The sequence below is a fragment of the Microbacterium azadirachtae genome (assembly GCF_000956545.1).
Classification (GTDB): Bacteria; Actinomycetota; Actinomycetes; order Actinomycetales; family Microbacteriaceae; genus Microbacterium; species Microbacterium azadirachtae.
In genome coordinates, this window is record NZ_JYIT01000084.1 from 190,758 (window position 1) to 211,567 (window position 20,810).

Genomic DNA, 20,810 nt, shown 5'->3' on the forward strand with positions numbered 1-20,810 from the left:
TCCGTCCGCATCCCGAGAGGAAGACACCCGCCCATGACAGCGTCCACCGCGCCGCACCCCCGCCCCGAGGCCGACACGGTCTGGATGGGTCCGCTCCCCGTGGTCGAGGAGGGCGGTCTCGCGCGGCCCCGGATCGGCATCGCGGGGATCTCGATCGAGTCCAGCACGTTCTCGCCGCACGTCTCGGGCGACGAGGCGTTCACGATCCGCGAGGGTGCGGAGCTCCTCGGCTACTACCCGTTCCTCGACGAGGGACGGGAACTGCGCGAGGCCGCGGAGTGGGTGCCGGTCCACCACGGTCGCTCCCTGCCCGGCGGGGCGGTGGCACCGCAGACCTATCAGCGGATGAAGGACGCGATCCTCGACGGCATCCGCGCCGAGATCGAGTCCGGCGGGCCGTTCGACGGCTTCTTCTTCGACATCCACGGCGCGATGAGCGTCGTCGGGATGCAGGACGCGGAGGGGGATCTCGCCGCAGCCGTGCGGGACGCGCTCGGCGACGACGTGCTCGTGTCGACCTCGATGGACCTGCACGGCAACGTCTCGGAGGTGCTGCGGGACGCGCTCGACCTGCTCACCTGCTACCGGATGGCGCCGCATGAGGACTGGATGAACACCAAGGAGCGCGCGGTCTGGAACCTCCTCGCTCGCCTGCGGGGGCGGCACGGATCCGATCCGCTGCAGCGTCGTCCGTTCAAGGCCTGGGTGCCGGTGCCGGTGCTGCTGCCGGGGGAGAAGACGAGCACGCGGCTCGAGCCGGCGCGTGGGATCTACGCGCAGGTGCCCGACGTCGAGGCGCTCGACGGCGTCGTCGATGCCGCGATCTGGGTGGGCTACGCCTGGGCCGACGAGCCGCGCAACATGGCGATCGTGATGGTGACCGGCGACGACCGCGAGGTCATCGCGCGGGAGGCCGAGCGCCTGGCCCGGCGGTACTGGGACGCGCGCGCCGACTTCGTCTTCGTCGGGCCGACCGCGACCCTCGGCGAGGCGCTCGACCGCGCCCTGGCCCCCGAGGCGGCGCGCCCCTGGGTGATCTCCGACTCGGGCGACAATCCCACCGCCGGCGGCGCCGGCGACGTCTCCTGGACGCTGGGCGAGCTGCTCGCCCGTCCCGAGCTCGCCGAGCCGGGCCGCGTCGTCGTGCACGCCTCGGTCTTCGACCCCGCGGCGGTGGCGCAGGCGGCGGCCGCCGGCGTCGGCGCGACCGTGAGGCTGGAGGTCGGCGGCAGAGCGGATCCGGGTCCGCGCGGGCCTGTGACGATCACCGGCGAGGTCTTCTCCGTCACGGACGGCGACCCCGAGGCCGGCACCCAGGTCGTGATCCGCGCCGGCAGCGTGCACGCGATCGTCACCGAACGGCGCAAGCCCTTCCACCACCTCGACGACTTCCGCATGCTCGGCCTGGATCCCGAATCCGCGGATGTCGTGATCGTGAAGATCGGGTACCTCGAGCCCGAGCTCTACGACCTCGCCGCGGACTGGACGCTCGCCCTCACGCCGGGCGGCGTCGATCAGGACCTGCTGCGCCTCGGCCACCACCGGCTCGCCCCCGGCGTGTTCCCGTTCGACACCACCGGCACTCCCGCGCTCACCGCGCATGTGAGCCGCCGCGGAGAGGAGCTCCCCGCATGATGAACTTCGAGAAGCGCACCGGCCCGGATCTCGGCGCGGACGCACCCGTCTATCCCACGCAGGGCGTGCCGGACTGGTACCGCGACGCCAAGCTCGGCTTCTTCGTGCACTGGGGCCTGTACTCGGTGCCCGCTTGGGCGGTGCAGCACGGGGAGGGAGTGAACATCCCGACCGAGGACGCCTACGCCTGGCACCAGTACGCGGAGTGGTACGGGAACACCGTGCGGATCGCCGGAAGCCCGACCTGGGAGCGCCATCAGCGTCTGTACGGGCCGGGCACCTCGTACGAGGACCTCGCGGACCTGTGGGACGCGTCCTCCTTCGACCCGGACGCGTTCGTGGGCGAGCTCGTGGACGCGGGCGCGCAGTACATCGTGCCGACCACCAAGCACCACGAGGGCTTCTGCCTGTGGGGCACCGGCACCACCGGGTTCAACGCCGTCGCCCGCGGGCCGCGGCGCGATCTCATCGCCGAGCTGCACGACGCGACCCGACGGGCCGGGGCGCGCTTCGGGGTGTACTTCTCCGGGGCGCTGGACTGGCACGCGAGCGACTTCCCGCCGATCGAGTCCGACACCGATCTGTTCCGCCACCGACGCAACGACATCCCCTTCTCCCGTTACGCCGCCGCGCAGCTCGACGAGCTGGTCGAGCGCTTCTCGCCCGATCTGCTCTGGAACGACATCGAGTGGCCGGACGGCGGCAAGGGACGCGACGACTTCGCGGTCGCCGCGCTGCTGCAGCGCTACTTCGCGCAGGTGCCCCACGGGGTCGTCAACGACCGATGGGGCGTGCCGTACCACGGCTTCCTGACGCGCGAGTACACGCACATCCCCGGGATCCTCGATGCGCCCTGGGAGTCGACGCGCGGTCTGGGCTACTCCTTCGGCTACAACCAGGCGGAGGACGAGCGGCAGACGCTCTCCGGGCCGGATCTGATCCGGATGCTCGTCGACGTCGTCTCCAAGAACGGCAACCTGCTCATCAACGTCGGCCCCGATGCGGCTGGGCGGATCCCGGAGCTGCAGCGCCGCACCATGCGCGAGCTGGGGGCGTGGATGCGCACGAACGGCGACACGATCCGCGGCACCCGGCCGTGGCTGCGCTTCGGGGAGGAGTGCGGGGAGCCGCGCCGGTACACCCGGTCGGCGTCCGGCGTGCACGTGCATGCGCTCGATCCGCGGTCCGGAGAGATCCGGCTTCCGGCGGAGCTCTCCACCGGAGATGCGCGCTGGGCCGACGGCTCCGCGGCGGAGTCGGCCGGGCTGGACGACGGCGTGCGCGTCGTGCGGGTCCCGGACGCCCTCCGCGCCGAGCCGGTCGCCACGCTCACGGTCTCGCCGTGACGGCGGCTGCTCTCGAGATCGCCGTCGACGGTCCCGCGGGCGCGCGGACCGCGTTCGCGGCAGGGGCGGACCGGGTCGAGCTCTGCCAGGCGCTCGCGGCGACGGGAGGGCTGACGCCGTCCGCCGCCACCGTCGATGCCGTGCTGGCCGCCGCGGGCGCCCCGGAGCGGGTCGCCGTGCTCGTGCGACCGCGCGGCGGCGGCTTCGTGTACACCCCGGAGGAGGTCGCGCTCGTCGCCGAAGACATCGCCGAGGTGGTGCGCCGCGGCGCGGGCGGCGTGGTGGTCGGCGCGCTGACCTCCGACGGCGCCGTCGACCTGCGCGCCCTCGACCGGTGGCGACAGGCCGCCGGTGACGCCGAGCTCGTCTTCCACCGGGCCATCGACGCCATCGCGGAACCCGCGTCGATCGTCGAGGATCTCGTGGTCTGCGGCGTGCGGCGCGTGCTCAGCAGCGGGCGCGCGGCCCGCAGCATCGACGGGCGGGCCGCTCTGCGCGCGCTCGTCGCGGAAGCGGGCGGGCGCCTTCAGATCATGGCCGGGGGAGGCGTGCGCGTCGAGGACATCGAGGCGCTCCTCGCCTGCGGCGTCGACGCGATCCACCTCTCCGCGCGGCAGCCCTCGGGCGACGACGCGCCGAGCGGCCCCGGCGGCGGGGTGCCCGGTTTCGACGTCACGGACGCCGATATCGTCCGCCGTGCGGCGGCGGCGGTGCACGCCCGGTCGTGAGTCCCGGCCGCTGCCCGGAAAGACGAGAGCGCGACGCCCCGTGTGCGGACGTCGCGCTCTCGTCGTCTCGGCGGTCAGGCCGGGTCGCTCACGGCGTGGTGGTCGGCGCGGGCGTGGAACCGGACGAGGAGGCGTCGGGCACCGAGATCGGCGCCTGAGTGCCGTCGGCCCACACCGGAGCCGGCAGCGTGGTGCCGGTCTTGCCGTCTCGGATGGCACGCAGCGCATCGGCGATCGCGGGCGAGTTCTCCGGCACGGGGAGTCCGCACTTGCGCAGCTCCGAGGCGAACTCGAGGGTCAGACGCGTCTTGCCTGCCTCGACGGCCTGCGCGGTCGTCCCCGTGCGCTTGTCGCTGCCGGTCTGGATCGCCGGCACCTCCTCGCAGACGTGGTAGACCGTGCCGCCGTCGACCCAGACGACCTGGTCCTTGCCGAGCAGCTGGATCACGGTCGACTGGTCGGCGGTGTACTGCTCGACGGACGGTGGTGTGAAGTCGATGCCCAGCACGACGGCGAGGGCCGCGAGCGCGATGCCCACGATGCCGGCGATCGTCTTCTGGCCCTTGTCCATGTCCTTGTTCAGGAACACCAGGATGATGAGCGGCACGAAGGCGATGATCGCGATGATCGCGCCGAGCTGGTTCTGCACGAAGAACCGCACGGTGTCCGAGCGGCGGGCCGGGTCGAGGCGATTGGCCTTCTTCCACAGGAAGGATCCGGTGATGGAGAGCGCGGCGATCACGACGAACAGCACGAGCAGCGTGATGAACGCCCACTGCGGGAAGGTCGTCGTCGCGCCCTGCTGCTCGAGCAGACCCGTGTCGGGGTTGCGGACGTACTGGCCGTCACCGCCGGTCACCTGGCGCTGCCGGAGCAGCCAGAAGATGCCGACGGCCTCGGCGGCGATCGCGACGACCCAGAGCACCACGGCGATCCAGCGCAGGCGGGTCGCGGTCGCCTTGGCCTCGGGAGTGGGCGTCCAGCCGGCGGGCGGATCCGCGGGGCCGTCGGCCGGGGCGGCGGATGCCGCCGCGGCGGGTGCGGGTTTGCGCGCCGCGCTGCGGGCGGGCTTCTTGCTGCTGTTCTCAGGCACGGTGGTCCTTCCCTTCCCCCTGATGCTGGACCTGAGCCTAGCGGCGGCGACGCCGCGCGCGGGGGATATCGCTCGCTACGCTGGACACATGACGAGCGATCCGGACGACGCGCTGCGCTGGGAGGGCGACGAGCCCGAGGCGCCGACCGCCCCCGCGGCCCGCACTCCTGCTGCCGCCGCCCCGCCCGCACCGGTCGCAGACGAGGCCGCGCACGACGAGGCGCCCGCGACGGAGGCGGCCGCCGACGCGGGGGCGGCGACGGTCGCCGAGCGCTCGGCGGCACCGGGCGACGCCGAGGAGGAGGCGGACGAGCCCGCCGGCGTCGGCAACGCGGCGCTCGTGTTCTACGGCATCATCGGCGGCGTCTACCTGCTCTTCGCGGCGGGCTGGATCGTCGGCGGCTTCCGGCTGCGCCCGCGCGCGTCGCTGCTGCTGGGAGACTGGACCTACTTCCCGTGGATGTGGCTGGCCGCCCTCGCCCCGGTGCTCTGGTTCGCGGCGACCTGGGCGCTGACGCGCGGCAAGGCCTCGTGGATCCGGATCCTGGCCTTGGTCGCCGGCGCGGTGCTGCTCGTGCCGTGGCCCTTCGTGATGTTCGGGACGGTGGGAGCATGAGCGCCGAGACGATGACGACCCTGGATCCGCGCCGACCCCGCTGGATCCTCTACACGCTCCTGGGCGTGTTCGGGCTGCTCTACGCATACGCGGTCTGGAACGCGGTGGCCTACATGATCCCGCTGGTGGGGATGGCGCTCGACGCGACGACCTGGGTGGCGCTCGTGCTCGCGATCGCGATGCCCGTGATCGTGTTCGTCCTGGCGGTCGCGCTCACGCGGCGCCGGGGGCTCGGCGCGGTCGCCCTGGTGCTCCTGGCCGGGCTCGGCGTGGTGGCGGTGTTCTGGCTGGACGTGGTCGGGTACACCCTCTCAGGCGGGCACTGACCTTCTCAGGCGGGGACTGACCGTCTCGGGCGGGGGTCGACCGACGGCGTCACACGGTCCGGGGGCGCGTGCGCACTCCGGTAGAGTGTTCGCACCATCGCGCCCCGACGGTGCGGCGCATCCGGATCCCCCTTCCCAGCCCCGAAGGATCTCTCTGTGCCCGAGAACGCCGTGAACACGTCCGCCCGCAAGCCCGTCGTCCTGCTCGCAGAGACGCTCTCGCCCGCCACGGTGGACGCACTCGGTCCCGACTTCGACGTCCGCTCCGTGGACGGCACCGACCGGGAGGCGCTGTTCGCCGCGCTGGTCGACGCCGACGCGGTGCTGATCCGCTCGGCAACCAGGATCGACGCCGAGGCGCTCTCGCACGCGCCCGTCCTGAAGGTCGTCGCCCGTGCCGGCGTGGGCCTGGACAACGTCGACATCAAGGCGGCCACCGCCGCCGGCGTCATGGTCGTGAACGCGCCCACCTCGAACATCGTCTCGGCCGCGGAGCTCACGGTCGGTCACATCCTCAGCCTCGCGCGGCGCATCCCCGCCGCGCACGCCTCGCTGTCCGCGGGGGAGTGGAAGCGCAGCTCCTACACCGGCGCCGAACTGTTCGAGAAGACGGTCGGCATCGTGGGCCTCGGCCGCATCGGCGCCCTGGTCGCCGCGCGCCTGGCGGCGTTCGACATGCGCGTGGTCGCGTACGACCCGTACGTCACCAGCGCGCGGGCTCAGCAGCTCGGCGTGCAGCTGCTGAGCCTCGACGAGCTCGTCGCAGAGAGCGACTTCCTGACGATCCACATGCCGAAGACGCCGGAGACCACCGGGATGATCGGCGCCGAGCAGTTCCGCGCCATGAAGCCCACCGCGTACGTCGTCAACGTCGCCCGTGGCGGCCTCATCGACGAGGAGGCGCTGCTGGTCGCGCTGCAGAACGGCGAGATCACCGGCGCCGGCCTGGACGTCTTCACCTCCGAGCCGCCGGTGGAGGGATCCGCGGCCCGCGCGCTCACCGCGCAGCCGAACGTCGTGGTCACCCCGCACCTGGGCGCGTCGACCGACGAGGCCCAGGAGAAGGCCGGCGTCTCGGTCGCCCGCTCGGTGCGCCTGGCGCTCGGCGGCGACCTCGTGCCCGACGCGGTGAACGTGGCCGGCGGCGTGATCGACCCCTACGTGCGTCCCGGCATTCCGCTCACCGAGAAGCTCGGCCAGATCCTCTCCGGCCTCGCCCAGTCGCCGCTCACCAGCCTCGACGTCGAGGTGCACGGCGAGCTGAACGGGTACGAGGTCGGCGTGCTGCGTCTCGCCGCGCTCAAGGGCGTCTTCACGCCGATCGTCAGCGAGACCGTGTCGTACGTGAACGCGCCTCTGCTCGCGGAGCAGCGCGGCGTCGCCGTGCGTCTCGTCCAGGACGACGTCAGCGAGGAGTATCGCAACGTCATCACGCTGCGCGGCGCGCTCGCCGACGGCAGCCAGGTGTCGGTCTCGGGCACGCTGACCGGCCCCAAGCAGATCGAGAAGCTCGTCGCGATCAACGGCCATGCGGTCGAGCTGCCGATCGAGAAGCACCACGTCGTGATGCTCTACACCGACCGCCCCGGCATCGTCGCGGTCTACGGTCAGCGCTTCGGCGACGCCGGGATCAACATCGCCGGCATGCAGATCGCGCGTGAGACCGCGGGCGGCCAGGCGCTCAGCGTCCTGACCCTCGACTCGCCCATCCCCGAGACGCTCCTCGACGAGGTGCGCGAGGCGATCGACGCCGACCTGTTCCGCCAGATCGAGCTCGTCGAAGCCTGACGACCCCGCCCGCGAGCGGAGCGAGTCGAAACGCGGTGCCCTTGCGAGGGTGCCGCGTTTCGTCTCGGTCGCCTGCGGCGTCCTCGCTCAACGACCGGGGGCGAGGTCAGCTCGCCACCGACCGGAGCACCAGAGCGACGAGCGCGTCCAGCTCGGCGCCTGAGGGGACCACGTCGTCGGATCCGTCCGCATCCACGGCGTTGTTGAAGAACAGCCCGTCGCTCAGCAGCATCACGAGGTCGAGCGCGGCCTGATCGCGCACGTGCGGGCGGATCGCCTCGGCCGACTCCTCGCGCATGCGGTGCAGCGCCTCGGTGGCGGCGGTGCTTCCGCCCTGCGCCAGGCGCGTCGCGGCGATGATCGCCCGGTCGAGGTCGTCGTCCATCATCACCGAGGTGCGCAGGTAGTGCTCGACCGGTCCTTCCGGCGCCGTGCGGATCCTCTCGACGTCCTCGATCCCGAGCCGCTCGAGGCGCGCGATCATCGCTGCCGCGAGCTCGTCCTTCGAGGCGAAGTGGTACAGCAGCCCGCCCTTGGAGACGCCCGCGGCGCGAGCGACGGCGTCGAGGGTCGCGGCGCGCTCTCCGTCGGAGATCAGCATCGCCTCGTAGGCGTCGAGAACGCGCTCGCGGGCATGCGGAGGTCTGGCCATGTCTGTTACTATACCAGCTGGACGGTTAAGTTATCCGTCGCCACATCGAAGAACCGAGAGGTGCACCATGTCCGCAACAGCGTCGATCTCCCTGCCGGGGACCGAGGAAGGCCCCCGCGTCGGCGCACGCGGCTGGGCGGCGCTGGTCGTGCTCATGCTGCCTGTGCTGCTCGTCTCCGTCGACAACACCGTGCTGTCGTTCGCGCTGCCCGAGATCTCCACGGCCCTGCGGCCGAGCGGTGTCGAGCAGCTGTGGATCATCGACGTCTACCCGCTCGTGCTCGCCGGCCTCCTGGTGACCATGGGCACGCTCGGCGACCGCTTCGGTCGTCGCCGTCTTCTGCTCATCGGCGCCACCGGATTCGCTCTGGTCTCCGCTCTCGCGGCCTTCGCTCCCACCGCGGCCCTGCTGATCGCTGCACGCGCGGCACTGGGCTTCTTCGGCGCGATGCTGATGCCCTCCACCCTGTCGCTGCTGCGCTCGGTGTTCCAGAACCGCGACCAGCGCCGTCTGGCGATCGCGATCTGGGCGGCGGCGTTCTCTGCCGGCTCCGCGCTCGGCCCCATCGTCGGAGGCCTGCTGCTGGAGCACTTCGCGTGGGGCTCGGTGTTCCTCGTGGCGGTGCCCGTGCTCATCCCGCTGCTCATCCTCGCGCCGATCCTCGTGCCGGAGAGCCGCGACCCGAACCCCGGCCGCATCGACCCGATCAGCATCGCGATGTCGATGGCGACCATGGTCCCCGTCGTCTATGCGATCAAGGAGTTCGCGGTCCACGGCATCACCCCGCTCGTGGTGATCCTGGTCGTGCTCGGCGTCGGCGTGGGCGTGCTGTTCGTGCGCCGTCAGCTGCGCGCGGAGACCCCGATGCTCGACATGGCGCTGTTCCGCCGGGGGATGTTCAGCGGCGCGATCCTGGTCAACCTCCTCAGCGTCGTCGCCCTCGTCGGCTTCCTGTACTACGTGTCGCAGCATCTGCAGCTCGTGCTCGGGCTCAAGCCCGTGCAGGCGGGACTCGCGCTCATCCCGGGTATGGCCATGATGATCGTCTCCGGTCTGATCGTCGTCCCCATCGCGCGCCGGGTTCGGCCGCAGGTGCTCGTACCGGCGGCACTCGTGTTCTCGCTGGCCGGCTACCTGGTGGTGGCCTTCACCACGCACGCGCACGGCGTCGCGCCCCTGATCGTCGCGTTCGTGCTGCTCGGCATCGGAATCGGTGCCGCGGAGACGGTGTCGAACGAGCTCATCCTGGCGGCGGCCCCGCCGGAGAAGGCGGGAGCGGCGAGCGCCGTGTCCGAGACGGCGTACGAGCTGGGCGCGGTGCTCGGCACCACGATCCTCGGCGGCATCATCACCGCGTTCTACCGCAACTCCCTCGTCGTCCCCGACGGGGTGCCGGAGGCTGTGGCCGCACGTGCCACCGAGACCCTCGCGGGGGCGTTCTCGGCGGCCGCGCAGCTGCCCGACGCGCTCGGGGCGGCGCTGCGGCAGGCGGCGGCCGAGGCGTTCGGCACCGGCGTGATGGTCACCTCGCTCATCGGCGGACTGCTCGTGATCTGCGCCGCGGTGATCGCGGCGCTCACGCTCGGCCGCCGCCTCGGCCGCTGAGCGGGGTTCCGCGCCGCGGATCCGCGACATGCGTGCATGGGGGATCCCGCGCGCCCGATAGCCTGGGATCCTCCACCCGCAACGATTGAGGAGCGTCCGTGTCCGAAGCCTCGTCCCGTGTCGTCAAGCTGGCCGTCATCCCCGGTGACGGGATCGGCCCCGAGGTCGTCGCGGAGGCGGAGAAGGTGCTCGACGCGGTCGTCGCCGACAGCGGCGTGACCTTCGAGAAGACGCGGTTCTCGCTCGGCGCCGGCCGGTTCCTGGAGACGGGCGACACGCTCACCGACGAGGACCTGGATGCGATCCGCGCGCACGACGCGATCCTGCTCGGCGCGGTCGGCGGGCAGCCGGGGGACCCGCGCCTCAAGGACGCGAACATCGAGCGCGGTCTGCTGCTCAAGCTCCGTTTCGAGCTCGACCACTACGTGAACCTGCGTCCGTCGAAGCTGTACCCGGGGGCACCGGGTCCGCTGGCGGATCCGGGCGAGATCGACTTCGTCGTCGTGCGCGAGGGCACCGAGGGTCCCTACGTCGGCAACGGCGGGGCGATCCGCAAGGGCACTCCGCACGAGGTCGCGAACGAGACCAGCGTCAACACCGCGTTCGGTGTGGAGCGTGTCGTGCGCTACGCGTTCGCCCTCGCCGAGAAGCGCCGCAAGAGGCTCACGCTCGTGCACAAGACCAACGTGCTCGTGCACGCCGGGGCGATCTGGAAGCGCGTCGTCGACGAGGTGGCGCGGGAGCACCCCGATGTGGCCGTAGACTACCTGCACGTCGATGCGGCCACGATCTTCCTGGTCACCCACCCTTCGCGCTTCGACGTGATCGTCACCGACAACCTCTTCGGGGACATCCTCACGGATCTGGCCGGCGCCGTCACCGGTGGCATCGGCCTCGCCGCCTCGGGCAACATCAACCCCGACGGCGCGTTCCCGTCGATGTTCGAGCCCGTGCACGGCTCGGCACCCGACATCGCGGGTCAGCAGAAGGCCGACCCCACCGCGGCGATCCTCTCGGTCGCCCTGCTCCTGGACCACCTGGGGCTCGGCGCACAGGCCGCGCGCGTGCAGCGCGCGGTCGAGGAGGACATCGCCTCGCGGGAAGGCACCCGCACCACCGAACAGACCGGCGCGGCGATCATCGCCCGGCTCCAGGCGTAACCTGAAGTCACGCGCACGACGCCGTCCCCTTCGACCTGTCAGGACACACTCATGACCATCGAACTCCCTCTTCAGGCACCGTCTCCCGCCGGACTCATCTGGCGGGTCACCCGCAACGAGGAGCCGCGCTCGGACGCCGAGCGCGAGACGATCTTGCAGAACCCCGGATTCGGGCAGTACTTCACCGACCACATGGTCGACCTGTGCTGGTCGGAGAAGGGCGGGTGGCACCGCCCCCGCGTCTCGCCGTACGGCCCGATCGAGCTCGACCCGGCCGCCGCGGTGCTGCACTACTCGCAGGAGATCTTCGAGGGCCTCAAGGCGTATCGTCACGCGGACGGATCGGTGTGGACCTTCCGTCCCGACCGCAACGCCGCCCGCCTGCAGCGCTCGGCCGCGCGCCTCGCGCTGCCCCCGCTGCCCACCGAGCTGTTCATCGAGTCCCTCAAGCAGCTGGTCGCCGTCGACTCCTCGTGGGTGCCCAGCAACCCCGAGGAGAGCCTGTACTTCCGCCCCTTCATGTTCGCGAAGGAGGCGTTCCTTGGCGTGCGCGCGGCGAAGAAGGTGGCCTACTACCTGATCGCCAGCCCGGCCGGCGCCTACTTCCCCGGCGGCGTGCAGCCCGTCAACATCTGGCTGTCGCGCGAGTACGCGCGCGCCGGACACGGCGGCACCGGCGCGGCCAAGACCGGCGGCAACTACGCCTCGAGCCTGCTTCCGCAGGAGGAGGCGTACAAGAAGGGCTGCCAGCAGGTGCTGTTCCTCGACGGGGACTACATCGAAGAGCTCGGCGGAATGAACCTCGTGCTCGTCACGCGCGACGGCAGGCTGCTCACGCCCGCGTCGGACTCGATCCTCGAGGGCATCACCCTGGCGTCGATCCTGGAGCTGGCGAAGGATCGCGGACTCACGGTCGAGCAGCGCAAGCTCTCGATCCAGGAGTGGCGCGACGGCGCCGCATCTGGCGAGATCGTCGGCGCGTTCGCGTGCGGCACCGCCGCGGTGGTCGTGCCGATCGGGAAGCTCCTGGCCGACGACTTCGAGATCGTGCACGAGGGCCCCGAAGCGACCGAGCTCGCGATGTCGCTGCGTGAGGAGCTCACCGACATCCAGTACGGCCGCCGCGAGGACACCCACGGCTGGCTCGTCCGCCTGGACGCCTGAACCCCGGCACGACGCACGCCGCTTCCGACGCGGAGGCGGCGCACGAACCGCGATCCCTGACAGGAGAGGACCCTGCTATGAAGCTGGCCATGGTCGGACTCGGACGGATGGGGGCGAACATCGTGCGCCGCCTCATGCGCGGAGGGCACGAGTGCGTCGTCTACGACGTCAACCCGGATGCCGTCGCCGCCCTGGTCGCGGAGGGGGCGATCGGCGCGACCGACTACGCCGATCTCGCGGCCAAGCTCGACGGCCCGCGCGTCGTCTGGCTCATGATCCCCGCCGGGCTCACCGGCCGGGTCGTCGACGAGCTCAGCGAGGTGCTGCAGCCCGGCGACATCCTCATCGACGGCGGCAACTCGAACTACCGCGACGACGTGCGCCGGGCCAAGGCGCTGCGGGAGAAGGGGCTGAACTACGTCGACGTCGGCACCAGCGGCGGCGTCTTCGGCCTCGAGCGCGGCTACTGCCTCATGGTCGGCGGCCCGGACGAGGCGTTCGCGACGATCACGCCGATCCTGAAGACGATCGCGCCGGGAGCCGGCGAGATCGAGCGCACGCTCGGTCGCACCGGCGAGCTCACGGACGAGGAGCTCGGCTTCCTGCACTGCGGCCCTTCGGGGGCCGGGCACTTCGTGAAGATGGTCCACAACGGCATCGAGTACGGCGTCATGGCCGCCCTCGCCGAGGGCCTGAACCTGCTGGAGAACGCCGACGCGGGCATCCGCGAGGCGGAGCACTCCGCGGAGGTCGCGCCCCTGGAGGAGCCGGAGTACTACCAGTTCGACATCGACACCCCCAAGGTCGCCGAGCTGTGGCGCCGCGGATCCGTCATCTCGTCCTGGCTCCTCGACCTGACCGCAGCCGCGCTGCAGGGCAACCCCACGCTCGACGGCCTCGCCGGCCGCGTGTCCGACTCGGGCGAGGGGCGCTGGACGGTCAAGGCCGCGGTCGACGTCGGCGTGCCGGTCCCGGTGCTCGCCGCGTCCCTGTTCGAGCGGTTCGCCTCGCGCGACGAGGATCTGTACGCGAACAAGGTGCTCTCGGCGATGCGCCTGCAGTTCGGCGGGCACAAGGAGCTTCCCGCGGGCGACGTGCTCGAGGCGGGCGGCAACAAGGCCGAGACGACGAGCTGATCGCGCGCCGTCGCTAGGCTGAGCCTGTGAAGATCGCACGGTTCAGCCACAACGACGGCATCAAGTACGGGATCCTCGACGAGGCGGAGCTGGTCGTGCTGGCCGGCGATCCGATGTTCGCGGGCTACGAGACCACGGGGGAGCGCGTGCCGCTCGTGGACGTGGCGCTGCTGGCGCCCGTGATCCCGCGCTCGAAGGTGGTCTGCGTCGGCAAGAACTACCACGACCATGCGGCCGAGATGGGCGGCGAGGCTCCGGCCGAGCCGCTGCTGTTCCTCAAGCCGAACACGTCGGTGATCGGCCCCGGAGACACCATCGTGCGCCCGACCGCGCTCTCGGAGCGCACCGAGTACGAGGGCGAGCTCGTGGTCGTGATCGGTCGCATCGCCAAGAACGTGTCCGCCGAGAACGCGCACCAGTACGTCTTCGGGTACACCGTCGGCAACGACGTGACGGCCCGGGATCTGCAGCGCAAGGACGGCCAGTGGTCGCGCGCCAAGGGCTTCGACACCTTCTGTCCGCTGGGTCCGTGGATCGAGACCGAGTTCGACCTCGACGCCGCGGAGCTCACCACCCGGCTCAACGGCGAGGTGCGCCAGCACGCGCCCCTCACCGACATGATCCACTCCGTCGCCGACGTCATCGCCTACGCCTCGGCCGTGTTCACGCTCCTGCCCGGAGACGTGATCATGACCGGCACCCCGGCCGGGGTGGGCGCCTTCGAGGCGGGCGACGCGGTCGAGGTCGAGATCAGCGGCATCGGCACGCTCCGCAACGCCGTGCGCGACGCGCTTCCTGCGTCGTGACCGGCGTCGTCCTGTCGCAGGCCGACCGGATCAGGATCCAGCGCCGCACGGTCGGCATCCTGTCCTTCGGGCAGGTGCTCGGCGGGGTCGCCTTCGGCGCCACGGTGTCTCTCGGGGCGCTCCTGGCGAAGGACATCTCCGGCAGCGACGCCCTGTCGGGGCTCGCGACCGCATCCGTCACGCTCGGTGCTGCGCTCGCGGCGATCCCGCTCGCGCGTCTGGCGAGCACCAGAGGGCGCCGCTTCGCGCTGACCGCGGGAAACCTGCTCGCGCTCGTCGGTATCGCGATCGTGATCTCGGCCGCCGCGGTGCGCTCGTTCCCGCTCCTGCTCACCGGCATCGTGCTGATCGGCATGGGCAACGCCGGCAACCTGCAGTCGCGCTTCGCCGCGACCGATCTCGCAGACCCTGCGCATCGCGGGCGCGACCTGTCGATCGTCGTCTGGGCGACCACGATCGGCGGCGTCGCCGGACCCCTGCTGCTGGGCGCGGGGGAGCAGCTGGGGCGCGCGATCGGCATGCCGGTGCACACCGGGTCCTACCTGTTCTCGCTCGTGGCGCAGATCGCGGCCTTCACGCTGTATCTCGTCGCGCTGCGGCCGGATCCGCTGCTCGTCTCCCGCGAGCTCCCCGAGACCGCATCCGCCGACGGGGTCGTCGAGCGCGTCGATCGTCCCCTCGCCGCGCGCTACGCGATCTTCGCCGTCGCCGGCTCGCACGTGACGATGGCGTCGGTGATGGCCATGACGCCGGTGCACCTCGTGAACATGACGATGGCCGGCATGGACCACGGCGCCGGATCCCTGGGCTCGCACCCGATGGCGGACGTCGACGTGACGGTGCTGGTCGGGGTCACGATCGCCCTGCACGTCGCCGGGATGTACGGCCTCTCTCCGGTGTTCGGCATCCTCGCCGACCGGTGGGGCCGCCTGCGCACGGTGCTGCTCGGACAGGCGCTGCTGGTCGTCTCGCTGTGCTTCGCGATGTTCGCGGGGGAGACCGCGTGGGGCGTCATGGTCGCGCTGATCCTGCTGGGGCTGGGCTGGAGCGCGGCGACCGTCGCCGGCGCCGCACTGCTCACCGAGGCCTCGGCGCCTGCGCTGCGCACCCGCCGTCAAGGACGCAGCGACTCGCTGATGAGCCTGAGCGCGGCGGGCGGCGCGGTGCTCGCCGGCGTCATCCTGCAGAGCTTCTCCTACGCGGGGCTCGCGATCGCCGCGCTCGTCGTGGTGGTCGCGATCGTCGTCCTGTCGCCCTTCGGCCGGCGCTGAGACGGCAGGTCTCGAGCCGACCTTATGAGACGGCTGAACATCCGGTAGCAGCGCGCTGATGCGGGTGTAGCGTCTTGCTCGGTCCCGGCGCGCCGACCCCGTGCGCCGGGTGATCCGTCAACAAGGAGGTTGGCATGTCCCGAATGAGGACCCTCGGCGCCGTACTCGGCGTCTCCGCGATGGCCGGCGCGACCGCGCTCGCCCTCTCACCGGTAGCCTCGCCACCCCCGGCGGCCGCGGCAGTGGTTCCCTTCGCCGCGCAGGCGCCGGATTCGGCCTTCACATCGCAGGCCGATGCCGGAGGACCTGCCGCCTGCACCAGGCCGGCTCCCGACAACCGCGTGTCCACGACCATCCACTGCTACACGCCCGACCAGCTGCGCGCGCACTACGGCCTCGGCCCGCTCGCCTCCAGCAACGACGGCGCCGGTCAGACGATCGTGCTCGTCGACGCATACGGCAGCCCGACGGCGGCCGACGACCTGAACTTCTTCGCGCAGACCTTCGGAGGTCCCGCCCCCGACTTCGAGGCCGTATCGCCACTCGGCACGCCCGACTACAAGAACCCGACGGGGAAGGGCGTCGGCCAGTCCGGCCCGAACTCCGCCGCCGGCTGGGCGGGGGAGGCCAACCTCGACGTGCAGTGGGCGTACGCGATGGCCCCCAAGGCGCACATCGTGCTGCTGTCGACGCCGCCGGCCGAGACGCAGGGCGTGCAGGGCGTGCCCAACCTGATGAAGGCCATCGACTGGGCGATCCAGAAGTACCCCTCCGGCACGGTGTTCTCGATGTCGTTCGGCACGGACGAGCAGACCTTCGGATCCGCGTCCGCGGCGAAGAGCCAGTTCGCCAAGTTCGACCAGACCTTCCAGCGCGGCCTCGCCAAGGGCGACACGTTCTTCGCCTCCTCCGGCGATGACGGATCCACCGGCTACGTCCGCTCGCACCGTGCCGGCACGGTCGGCTCCACTCCCGAGGTCAGCTACCCGAACGTCTCGCCGTACGTGACGTCGGTCGGCGGCACCCAGGTGCAGTCCGGATGGACGTGGAACCCCACGCAGGACGTGCCGTATCTCGCCGACGGCGCCCGCAACCCCGCGTACTGGGCCTGGAACGCCGGGGGTGAGAGCGAGGCCGTCTGGAACGAGGGCGGCTTCCAGATCGGCACCGGCGGCGGCCTGTCGACCGTCTACTCCCGTCCCGCGTTCCAGGACGGCGTCGCGGGCGTGGTCGGCACCGCGCGCGGCGTTCCCGACCTCGCGTGGAACGCGGCGGTGAACGGCGGCGTGCTCGTGTTCCACTCCTACTTCCCGAGCACCGAGGGCCCCGCGGCCTGGGGCGTCTACGGCGGCACGTCGGCGGCCTCGCCGCAGGCGGCGGCGGCCACGGCGATCGCCAACCAGGCGCGCGCCGCCGCCGGGAAGGGCCCGATCGGCGACCTCAACAAGGCGCTGTACAGCGGATCCTTCGACAAGTCCGCGGCGTTCGGCGACATCGTCCCGCTGCAGTACGGCACGACGCCGAGCGGCGACCTCGCGAGCAACCGCATGTGGGCACTGGCCGATGACGGATCCCTCACCCCGAACGCCGTGCCGGGGTACGCCACCACAGGCGGCTACGACCTCACGACCGGCTGGGGCGCGCCCCGGATGCCCGGCTACGTGGATCAGCTCGTCGCGCAGTAGCGCCACCCTCGGTTTCGAGGAACGATGTCCGCTCCGACCTCGTCCGATCCCGGACGGACATCGCTCCTCGAAACCAGGATCCGCCGTCAGGGGGAGCCGGACGCCCGCAACTAGAATCGAAGGGCTATGGCTACTCCCGATCCCCGCACCACCACTGCGTCCGGTGCCGACGTCCGCGTCCGCTTCTGCCCCTCGCCGACCGGTCTGCCGCACGTCGGCATGGTCCGCACCGCCCTCTACAACTGGGCGTACGCCCGGCACACCGGCGGCAAGCTCGTGTTCCGCATCGAGGACACCGACGCTGCCCGGGACAGCGAGGAGAGCTTCCGGCAGCTCGTCGACGCGCTCACCTGGCTCAAGATCGACTGGGACGAGGGCGTCGAGGTCGGCGGCCCGCACGGGCCCTACCGGCAGTCCGAGCGCGGCGACATCTACCGCGAGGTGATCGAGAAGCTCGTCGCGTCTGGAGCCGTGTACGAGAGCTACTCGACCGCGGAGGAGATCGACGCCCGCAACGAGGCGAACGGGCGGGCCAAGCAGCTCGGCTACGACAACCACGACCGTGATCTGACCGACGAGGAGCGCGCCGCGTTCCGCGCCGAGGGCCGCCAGCCGGCGCTGCGCCTGCGCGTGCCCGACGAGGATCTGACCTACGTCGACCTCATCCGCGGCGAGGTGACGTTCCCGGCCGGATCCTTCCCGGACTTCGTGGTCGTGCGTCCGAACGGCGCCCCGCTGTACACGCTGGTGAACCCGGTCGACGACGCGCTCATGGGGATCACCCACGTGTTGCGCGGCGAGGACCTGATGCCGTCGACCGCGCGCCAGCTCGCGCTCTACGGCGCGCTCATCGACGCCGGCGTGACGACGTTCGTGCCGCGCTTCGCGCACATGCCGCTGGTGCTGGGGGAGACCGGCAACAAGAAGCTCAGCAAGCGCGACCCGCAGGCCGACCTGTTCCTGCACCGCGAGCGCGGCTTCATCCACGAGGGTCTGCTCAACTATCTCGCACTGCTCGGCTGGTCGATCGGTCCCGACCGCGACGTCTTCTCCCTCGAGGAGTTCACGGCGGCGTTCGACATCGTCAACGTCAACCCGAACCCGGCTCGCTTCGACCAGAAGAAGGCCGAGTCGATCAACGGCGACCACATCCGCCGGCTCGAGCCCAAGGACTTCGCCGAGCGGATCCTGCCCTATCTCGCGGCCGCCGACGTGTTCGACGGCGAGCCCACTCACGAGCAGATCGTGCAGGCGTTCCGGGCTGCGCCGCTGGTGCAGGAGCGCGTGCAGCTGCTCGGCGAGGTGCCGGGACTGCTCGGCTTCCTCTTCGCCGATCAGGTGTCGTACGACGAGGACGCGCTGAAGGGCCTGCCGGACAACGCGGCGGAGGTGCTGACGGCGTCCGCCGCGGCCCTCGAGCCGCTCGAGACGTTCACGCCCGAGGCGATCCAGGACGCGCTCTCCGCGGCGCTCGTCGACGAGCTGGGCCTCAAGCCGCGCGTCGCCTACGGCCCGCCCCGCGTCGCGCTCACCGGCCGCCGCGTGTCGCCGCCGCTGTTCGAGTCGATGGAGCTGCTCGGCAAGGACGAGACCCTGCGCCGCCTGCGCGCGCTGGCCGAGTTCCTGGGCTGAGAGAGTCCGGATCGGGGCGGGGGAGCGCGACGCGCGCGGGATCCCGCCCCGGTTTGGATCCCGGGATGAGCTCGGGTAAGCTTGACTCTCGGTGCGAGGCCCAGGTTTCGCCCTTGGGGTATGGTGTAATTGGCAACACGGCTGATTCTGGTTCAGTTGTTCTTGGTTCGAGTCCAGGTACCCCAGCCATACGAACGTTACTCGAACCATGGTCAAATGAACTGGCCATGGTTCGTTGATTTTCTGAGCTCCTCGCGATTTCGCGGGGAGCTTTTCCGTTCTCCGAGCCCTGTGTGCCCGGTGCGGGCTGAAGCTGCCGCACGCCGACGTTCGCGGCGTTTCGCTCACCTACGACCCGGATCTTGTTGCCTTCCACACGAAGCACGAGACGCTCGAAGTAGGCGGTCAGCAGGTCGCGGCGCACGGTGTCCGAGGCGCGCTGGTAGAGATTCCCAGGATCCTGAAGAAGGTCGATGTAAGCCATTGCTGTATCGGCGCTGTACTGCAGACGGTCGATCGTGACGTCGAGCTTCTCGCGGATCGCTTCTTTCTGGAGCGTGGTGTGCTCGATGCGTTCGCGGATCTTCGCGATTGGGAGCGATCCGGTCGCGGCGAGCTCGATCAGTCGTTCTTCTTGAGCTTCCAGCTTGTTGAGCTGCTTGCTCAGCTGTGCTTTGGCCTCGCGGTCGGATGCGAGCAGGTTGTTGATGGCGTCGGTGACGTCGGCTCGCATAGCGTCGATGACCTCGGCGCTGAGCCGTTCGCCGTTCACGGCGGTAGTAACTTCACCTTCGATCTGTTCGACGCGGAGCCACGGCGTGGTGCACTGCTTGTGCTGCCGTGCGGCGCAGACGAGGTACTCGTAGGTGCCGCCATTGCCAGCGTTCTGGCTGTAGACCATGCGGCTGGTGCGCCCGGCGTCGAGACACTCGCCGCAGTAGACGAGCCCCTTGAGGTAGTGGAAGTGGACGATGTCGCGATCACCTTTGCGATTGCGGTGATCGAGTACTTCCTGCACCTCGAGGAAGGTCTCCTTCGAGACGAGCGCTTCGTGGCGGCCGACGTAGAGCTTGCCCTTGTAGCGCATCACACCGGTGTAATACGGGTTGCGGAGCATGAGAGCAAGACGGCTGCGGCTGATCTGCTGGGCCGGCCTGGACGGCGACGGTCGGGTTGTGAATCCGCGTTCGTCGAGAAGATCCTTGAGCTGGCTGATCGAGTATCGTCCGGTGGCGTATTGCTCGAAGGCCCAGGCTACGAGCGGCGCACGTTCGTAGTCCACATCTATGGTGTTGACGAGGCGTCCGCTGAACTCCTTGCGGACGTTGAGATAGCCGAGCTTGGCACGTCCGACGGTGCCGCCTTGCTCGACCTTGTGCGCCATCTTGACCTTGACGTCCTCGCCGTTCATGCGGACTTGGACTTCGTTCATGATGTCGGTGATGGCTTCCATGGCGTCTGCCATGTAGCCCTCGCCGAATTCTTCCTTGGCCGAGATCAGGCGCACGCCCTTCTCGAGGAGCTGGCGCTTCGTGATCGCGGCGTCGGTGAAGTTTCGGAACACGCGTGATCGCATGTAGATCACGACGTACCTCACCTCGGGGTGGTCGTCGATGTAGCGCAGGAGCTTCTTGAACTCGGCGCGCTTCGAGATCGTCTGAGCGGACTGGCCCGGCTCGACGAATTCCTTGACGACGGTCGCGCGTAGTTCGCGCACCTTGCGCATCGCCTCGACGCGCTGGGTGGCGATGCTGTTGCCGTCTTCGTCGAGGTCGGCGGCGGTGTGTAGCTGACGAGGTGTCGAGACGCGCAGATAGGTCACCGCCTGTGCGACTGCGACCTGTTGGGCGGCTTCAAGGCTGTCGGTCGGCGATGAGAGCAACTGCTCGAGTCCGTCGAGTGAGTTGGGTGGCGCTATATCAAGAACGCCAGTGAGTTCGTTATCCATGGGTGGGGTACCTCCGTTACGGTCCTCCGGATTAACCCTCTCTTCACCCTGGAAGTCCAGTCCTGCGGCGCGGTTCAGGGGTTCTTCAGCGCCTCCGACCGGGGTGCCGTCTGCGATGTAGAAATCACCTCGTTCATCGGGCTTTATCATCGGGTTCTCCTCGCGTTCCAGGCCGTTGATCTACTCGGAGTCGGTCGACTCGGTCGGGCGAGCTTCGT

At 70.4% G+C, this 20,810-nt stretch carries 16 protein-coding genes, 1 tRNA gene and 1 pseudogene; 15 read left to right on the plus strand and 3 right to left on the minus strand.

Annotated elements, in window-relative coordinates:
• The first annotated feature begins 84 nt into the window (after window positions 1-84).
• From RL72_RS15950 to RL72_RS15960, 3 genes are read left to right on the plus strand one after another with little or no spacing between them, the layout of a single operon-like run.
• A complete protein-coding gene (locus RL72_RS15950) occupies window positions 85-1,635 on the plus strand; it encodes a M81 family metallopeptidase (RefSeq protein WP_156156824.1) in 1,551 nt (516 codons plus the stop codon).
• Window positions 1,632-2,981 carry an alpha-L-fucosidase gene (locus tag RL72_RS15955; protein WP_045251853.1) on the plus strand — a complete coding sequence of 450 codons (1,350 nt, stop codon included), beginning with the start codon at window positions 1,632-1,634 and terminating at the stop codon, window positions 2,979-2,981. The genes RL72_RS15950 and RL72_RS15955 overlap by 4 nt, the downstream gene beginning before the upstream one ends.
• On the plus strand, window positions 2,978-3,709 hold the full coding sequence (locus tag RL72_RS15960) for a copper homeostasis protein CutC (protein ID WP_045251854.1): 732 nt from the start codon (window positions 2,978-2,980) through the stop codon (window positions 3,707-3,709). Before RL72_RS15955 ends, RL72_RS15960 begins: the two co-directional genes overlap by 4 nt.
• Before the next feature lie 88 nt (window positions 3,710-3,797).
• On the opposite strand, the gene RL72_RS15965 is transcribed toward RL72_RS15960, so the two are convergent.
• Window positions 3,798-4,802, minus strand: coding sequence for a tetraspanin family protein (locus tag RL72_RS15965; RefSeq protein WP_248700498.1), 1,005 nt, complete (start codon window positions 4,800-4,802; stop codon window positions 3,798-3,800).
• An 88-nt stretch (window positions 4,803-4,890) separates the two neighbouring features.
• Between RL72_RS15965 and RL72_RS15970 the strand changes: the two genes are divergently transcribed.
• The 3 genes from RL72_RS15970 to serA all read left to right on the plus strand — a co-directional run bounded on the left by RL72_RS15970 (window position 4,891) and on the right by serA (window position 7,532).
• Window positions 4,891-5,418 (plus strand): hypothetical protein, encoded by a 528-nt coding sequence (locus RL72_RS15970; RefSeq protein ID WP_045251855.1) that lies wholly within the window; start codon window positions 4,891-4,893, stop codon window positions 5,416-5,418.
• Window positions 5,415-5,744, plus strand: coding sequence for a hypothetical protein (locus RL72_RS15975; RefSeq protein ID WP_082072453.1), 330 nt, complete (start codon window positions 5,415-5,417; stop codon window positions 5,742-5,744). Before RL72_RS15970 ends, RL72_RS15975 begins: the two co-directional genes overlap by 4 nt.
• Window positions 5,745-5,900: 156 nt before the next feature.
• Window positions 5,901-7,532 carry a phosphoglycerate dehydrogenase gene (serA, locus tag RL72_RS15980; protein ID WP_248700499.1) on the plus strand — a complete coding sequence of 544 codons (1,632 nt, stop codon included), beginning with the start codon at window positions 5,901-5,903 and terminating at the stop codon, window positions 7,530-7,532.
• 106 nt (window positions 7,533-7,638) lie between these two features.
• On the opposite strand, the gene RL72_RS15985 is transcribed toward serA, so the two are convergent.
• Entirely contained in the window at window positions 7,639-8,184 is a 546-nt protein-coding gene (locus tag RL72_RS15985; protein WP_045251856.1) for a TetR/AcrR family transcriptional regulator, read from the minus strand.
• Between the two features lie 67 nt (window positions 8,185-8,251).
• Between RL72_RS15985 and RL72_RS15990 the strand changes: the two genes are divergently transcribed.
• The 9 genes from RL72_RS15990 (at window position 8,252) to RL72_RS16030 (ending at window position 18,833) form a co-directional block, all read left to right on the plus strand.
• Window positions 8,252-9,790: an MFS transporter gene (locus RL72_RS15990; protein ID WP_045251857.1), complete on the plus strand. Its 1,539-nt coding sequence runs from the start codon at window positions 8,252-8,254 to the stop codon at window positions 9,788-9,790.
• Between the two features lie 98 nt (window positions 9,791-9,888).
• Window positions 9,889-10,950, plus strand: coding sequence for a 3-isopropylmalate dehydrogenase (locus tag RL72_RS15995; RefSeq protein ID WP_045251858.1), 1,062 nt, complete (start codon window positions 9,889-9,891; stop codon window positions 10,948-10,950).
• Window positions 10,951-11,001: 51 nt separating this feature from the next.
• Entirely contained in the window at window positions 11,002-12,114 is a 1,113-nt protein-coding gene (locus RL72_RS16000; RefSeq protein ID WP_045251859.1) for a branched-chain amino acid aminotransferase, read from the plus strand.
• A gap of 77 nt (window positions 12,115-12,191) precedes the next feature.
• Entirely contained in the window at window positions 12,192-13,250 is a 1,059-nt protein-coding gene (gnd, locus tag RL72_RS16005; protein ID WP_045251860.1) for a phosphogluconate dehydrogenase (NAD(+)-dependent, decarboxylating), read from the plus strand.
• Between the two features lie 26 nt (window positions 13,251-13,276).
• Window positions 13,277-14,056, plus strand: coding sequence for a fumarylacetoacetate hydrolase family protein (locus tag RL72_RS16010; protein WP_045251861.1), 780 nt, complete (start codon window positions 13,277-13,279; stop codon window positions 14,054-14,056).
• On the plus strand, window positions 14,053-15,327 hold the full coding sequence (locus RL72_RS16015; RefSeq protein WP_045251862.1) for an MFS transporter: 1,275 nt from the start codon (window positions 14,053-14,055) through the stop codon (window positions 15,325-15,327). The genes RL72_RS16010 and RL72_RS16015 overlap by 4 nt, the downstream gene beginning before the upstream one ends.
• 134 nt (window positions 15,328-15,461) lie before the next feature.
• Entirely contained in the window at window positions 15,462-17,012 is a 1,551-nt protein-coding gene (locus RL72_RS16020; protein ID WP_156156818.1) for a S53 family peptidase, read from the plus strand.
• A gap of 126 nt (window positions 17,013-17,138) precedes the next feature.
• The gene (gltX, locus tag RL72_RS16025) at window positions 17,139-18,644 is read left to right on the plus strand and encodes a glutamate--tRNA ligase (RefSeq protein WP_045251864.1); all 1,506 of its coding nucleotides are present in this window, start codon (window positions 17,139-17,141) and stop codon (window positions 18,642-18,644) included.
• Window positions 18,645-18,758: 114 nt separating this feature from the next.
• Window positions 18,759-18,833 (plus strand) — tRNA-Gln (locus RL72_RS16030).
• Between the two features lie 640 nt (window positions 18,834-19,473).
• On the opposite strand, the pseudogene RL72_RS20655 reads toward RL72_RS16030, so the two are convergent.
• A pseudogene (locus RL72_RS20655) lies at window positions 19,474-20,742 on the minus strand (recombinase family protein); the annotation flags it as partial.
• Window positions 20,743-20,810: the final 68 nt, after the last annotated feature.

What these genes read in the sequence shown, in the direction of transcription:
- RL72_RS15950 (WP_156156824.1), top strand. Translation starts at nt 85, where the DNA reads ATGGGTCCGCTCCCCGTGGTCGAGGAGGGCGGTCTCGCGCGGCCCCGG.
- RL72_RS15955 (WP_045251853.1), top strand. Translation starts at nt 1,632, where the DNA reads ATGATGAACTTCGAGAAGCGCACCGGCCCGGATCTCGGCGCGGACGCA.
- RL72_RS15970 (WP_045251855.1), top strand. Translation starts at nt 4,891, where the DNA reads ATGACGAGCGATCCGGACGACGCGCTGCGCTGGGAGGGCGACGAGCCC.
- RL72_RS15975 (WP_082072453.1), top strand. Translation starts at nt 5,415, where the DNA reads ATGAGCGCCGAGACGATGACGACCCTGGATCCGCGCCGACCCCGCTGG.
- RL72_RS15985 (WP_045251856.1), bottom strand. Translation starts at nt 8,184, where the DNA reads ATGGCCAGACCTCCGCATGCCCGCGAGCGCGTTCTCGACGCCTACGAG.
- RL72_RS15990 (WP_045251857.1), top strand. Translation starts at nt 8,252, where the DNA reads ATGTCCGCAACAGCGTCGATCTCCCTGCCGGGGACCGAGGAAGGCCCC.
- RL72_RS16000 (WP_045251859.1), top strand. Translation starts at nt 11,002, where the DNA reads ATGACCATCGAACTCCCTCTTCAGGCACCGTCTCCCGCCGGACTCATC.
- gnd (WP_045251860.1), top strand. Translation starts at nt 12,192, where the DNA reads ATGAAGCTGGCCATGGTCGGACTCGGACGGATGGGGGCGAACATCGTG.
- RL72_RS16020 (WP_156156818.1), top strand. Translation starts at nt 15,462, where the DNA reads ATGTCCCGAATGAGGACCCTCGGCGCCGTACTCGGCGTCTCCGCGATG.
- gltX (WP_045251864.1), top strand. Translation starts at nt 17,139, where the DNA reads ATGGCTACTCCCGATCCCCGCACCACCACTGCGTCCGGTGCCGACGTC.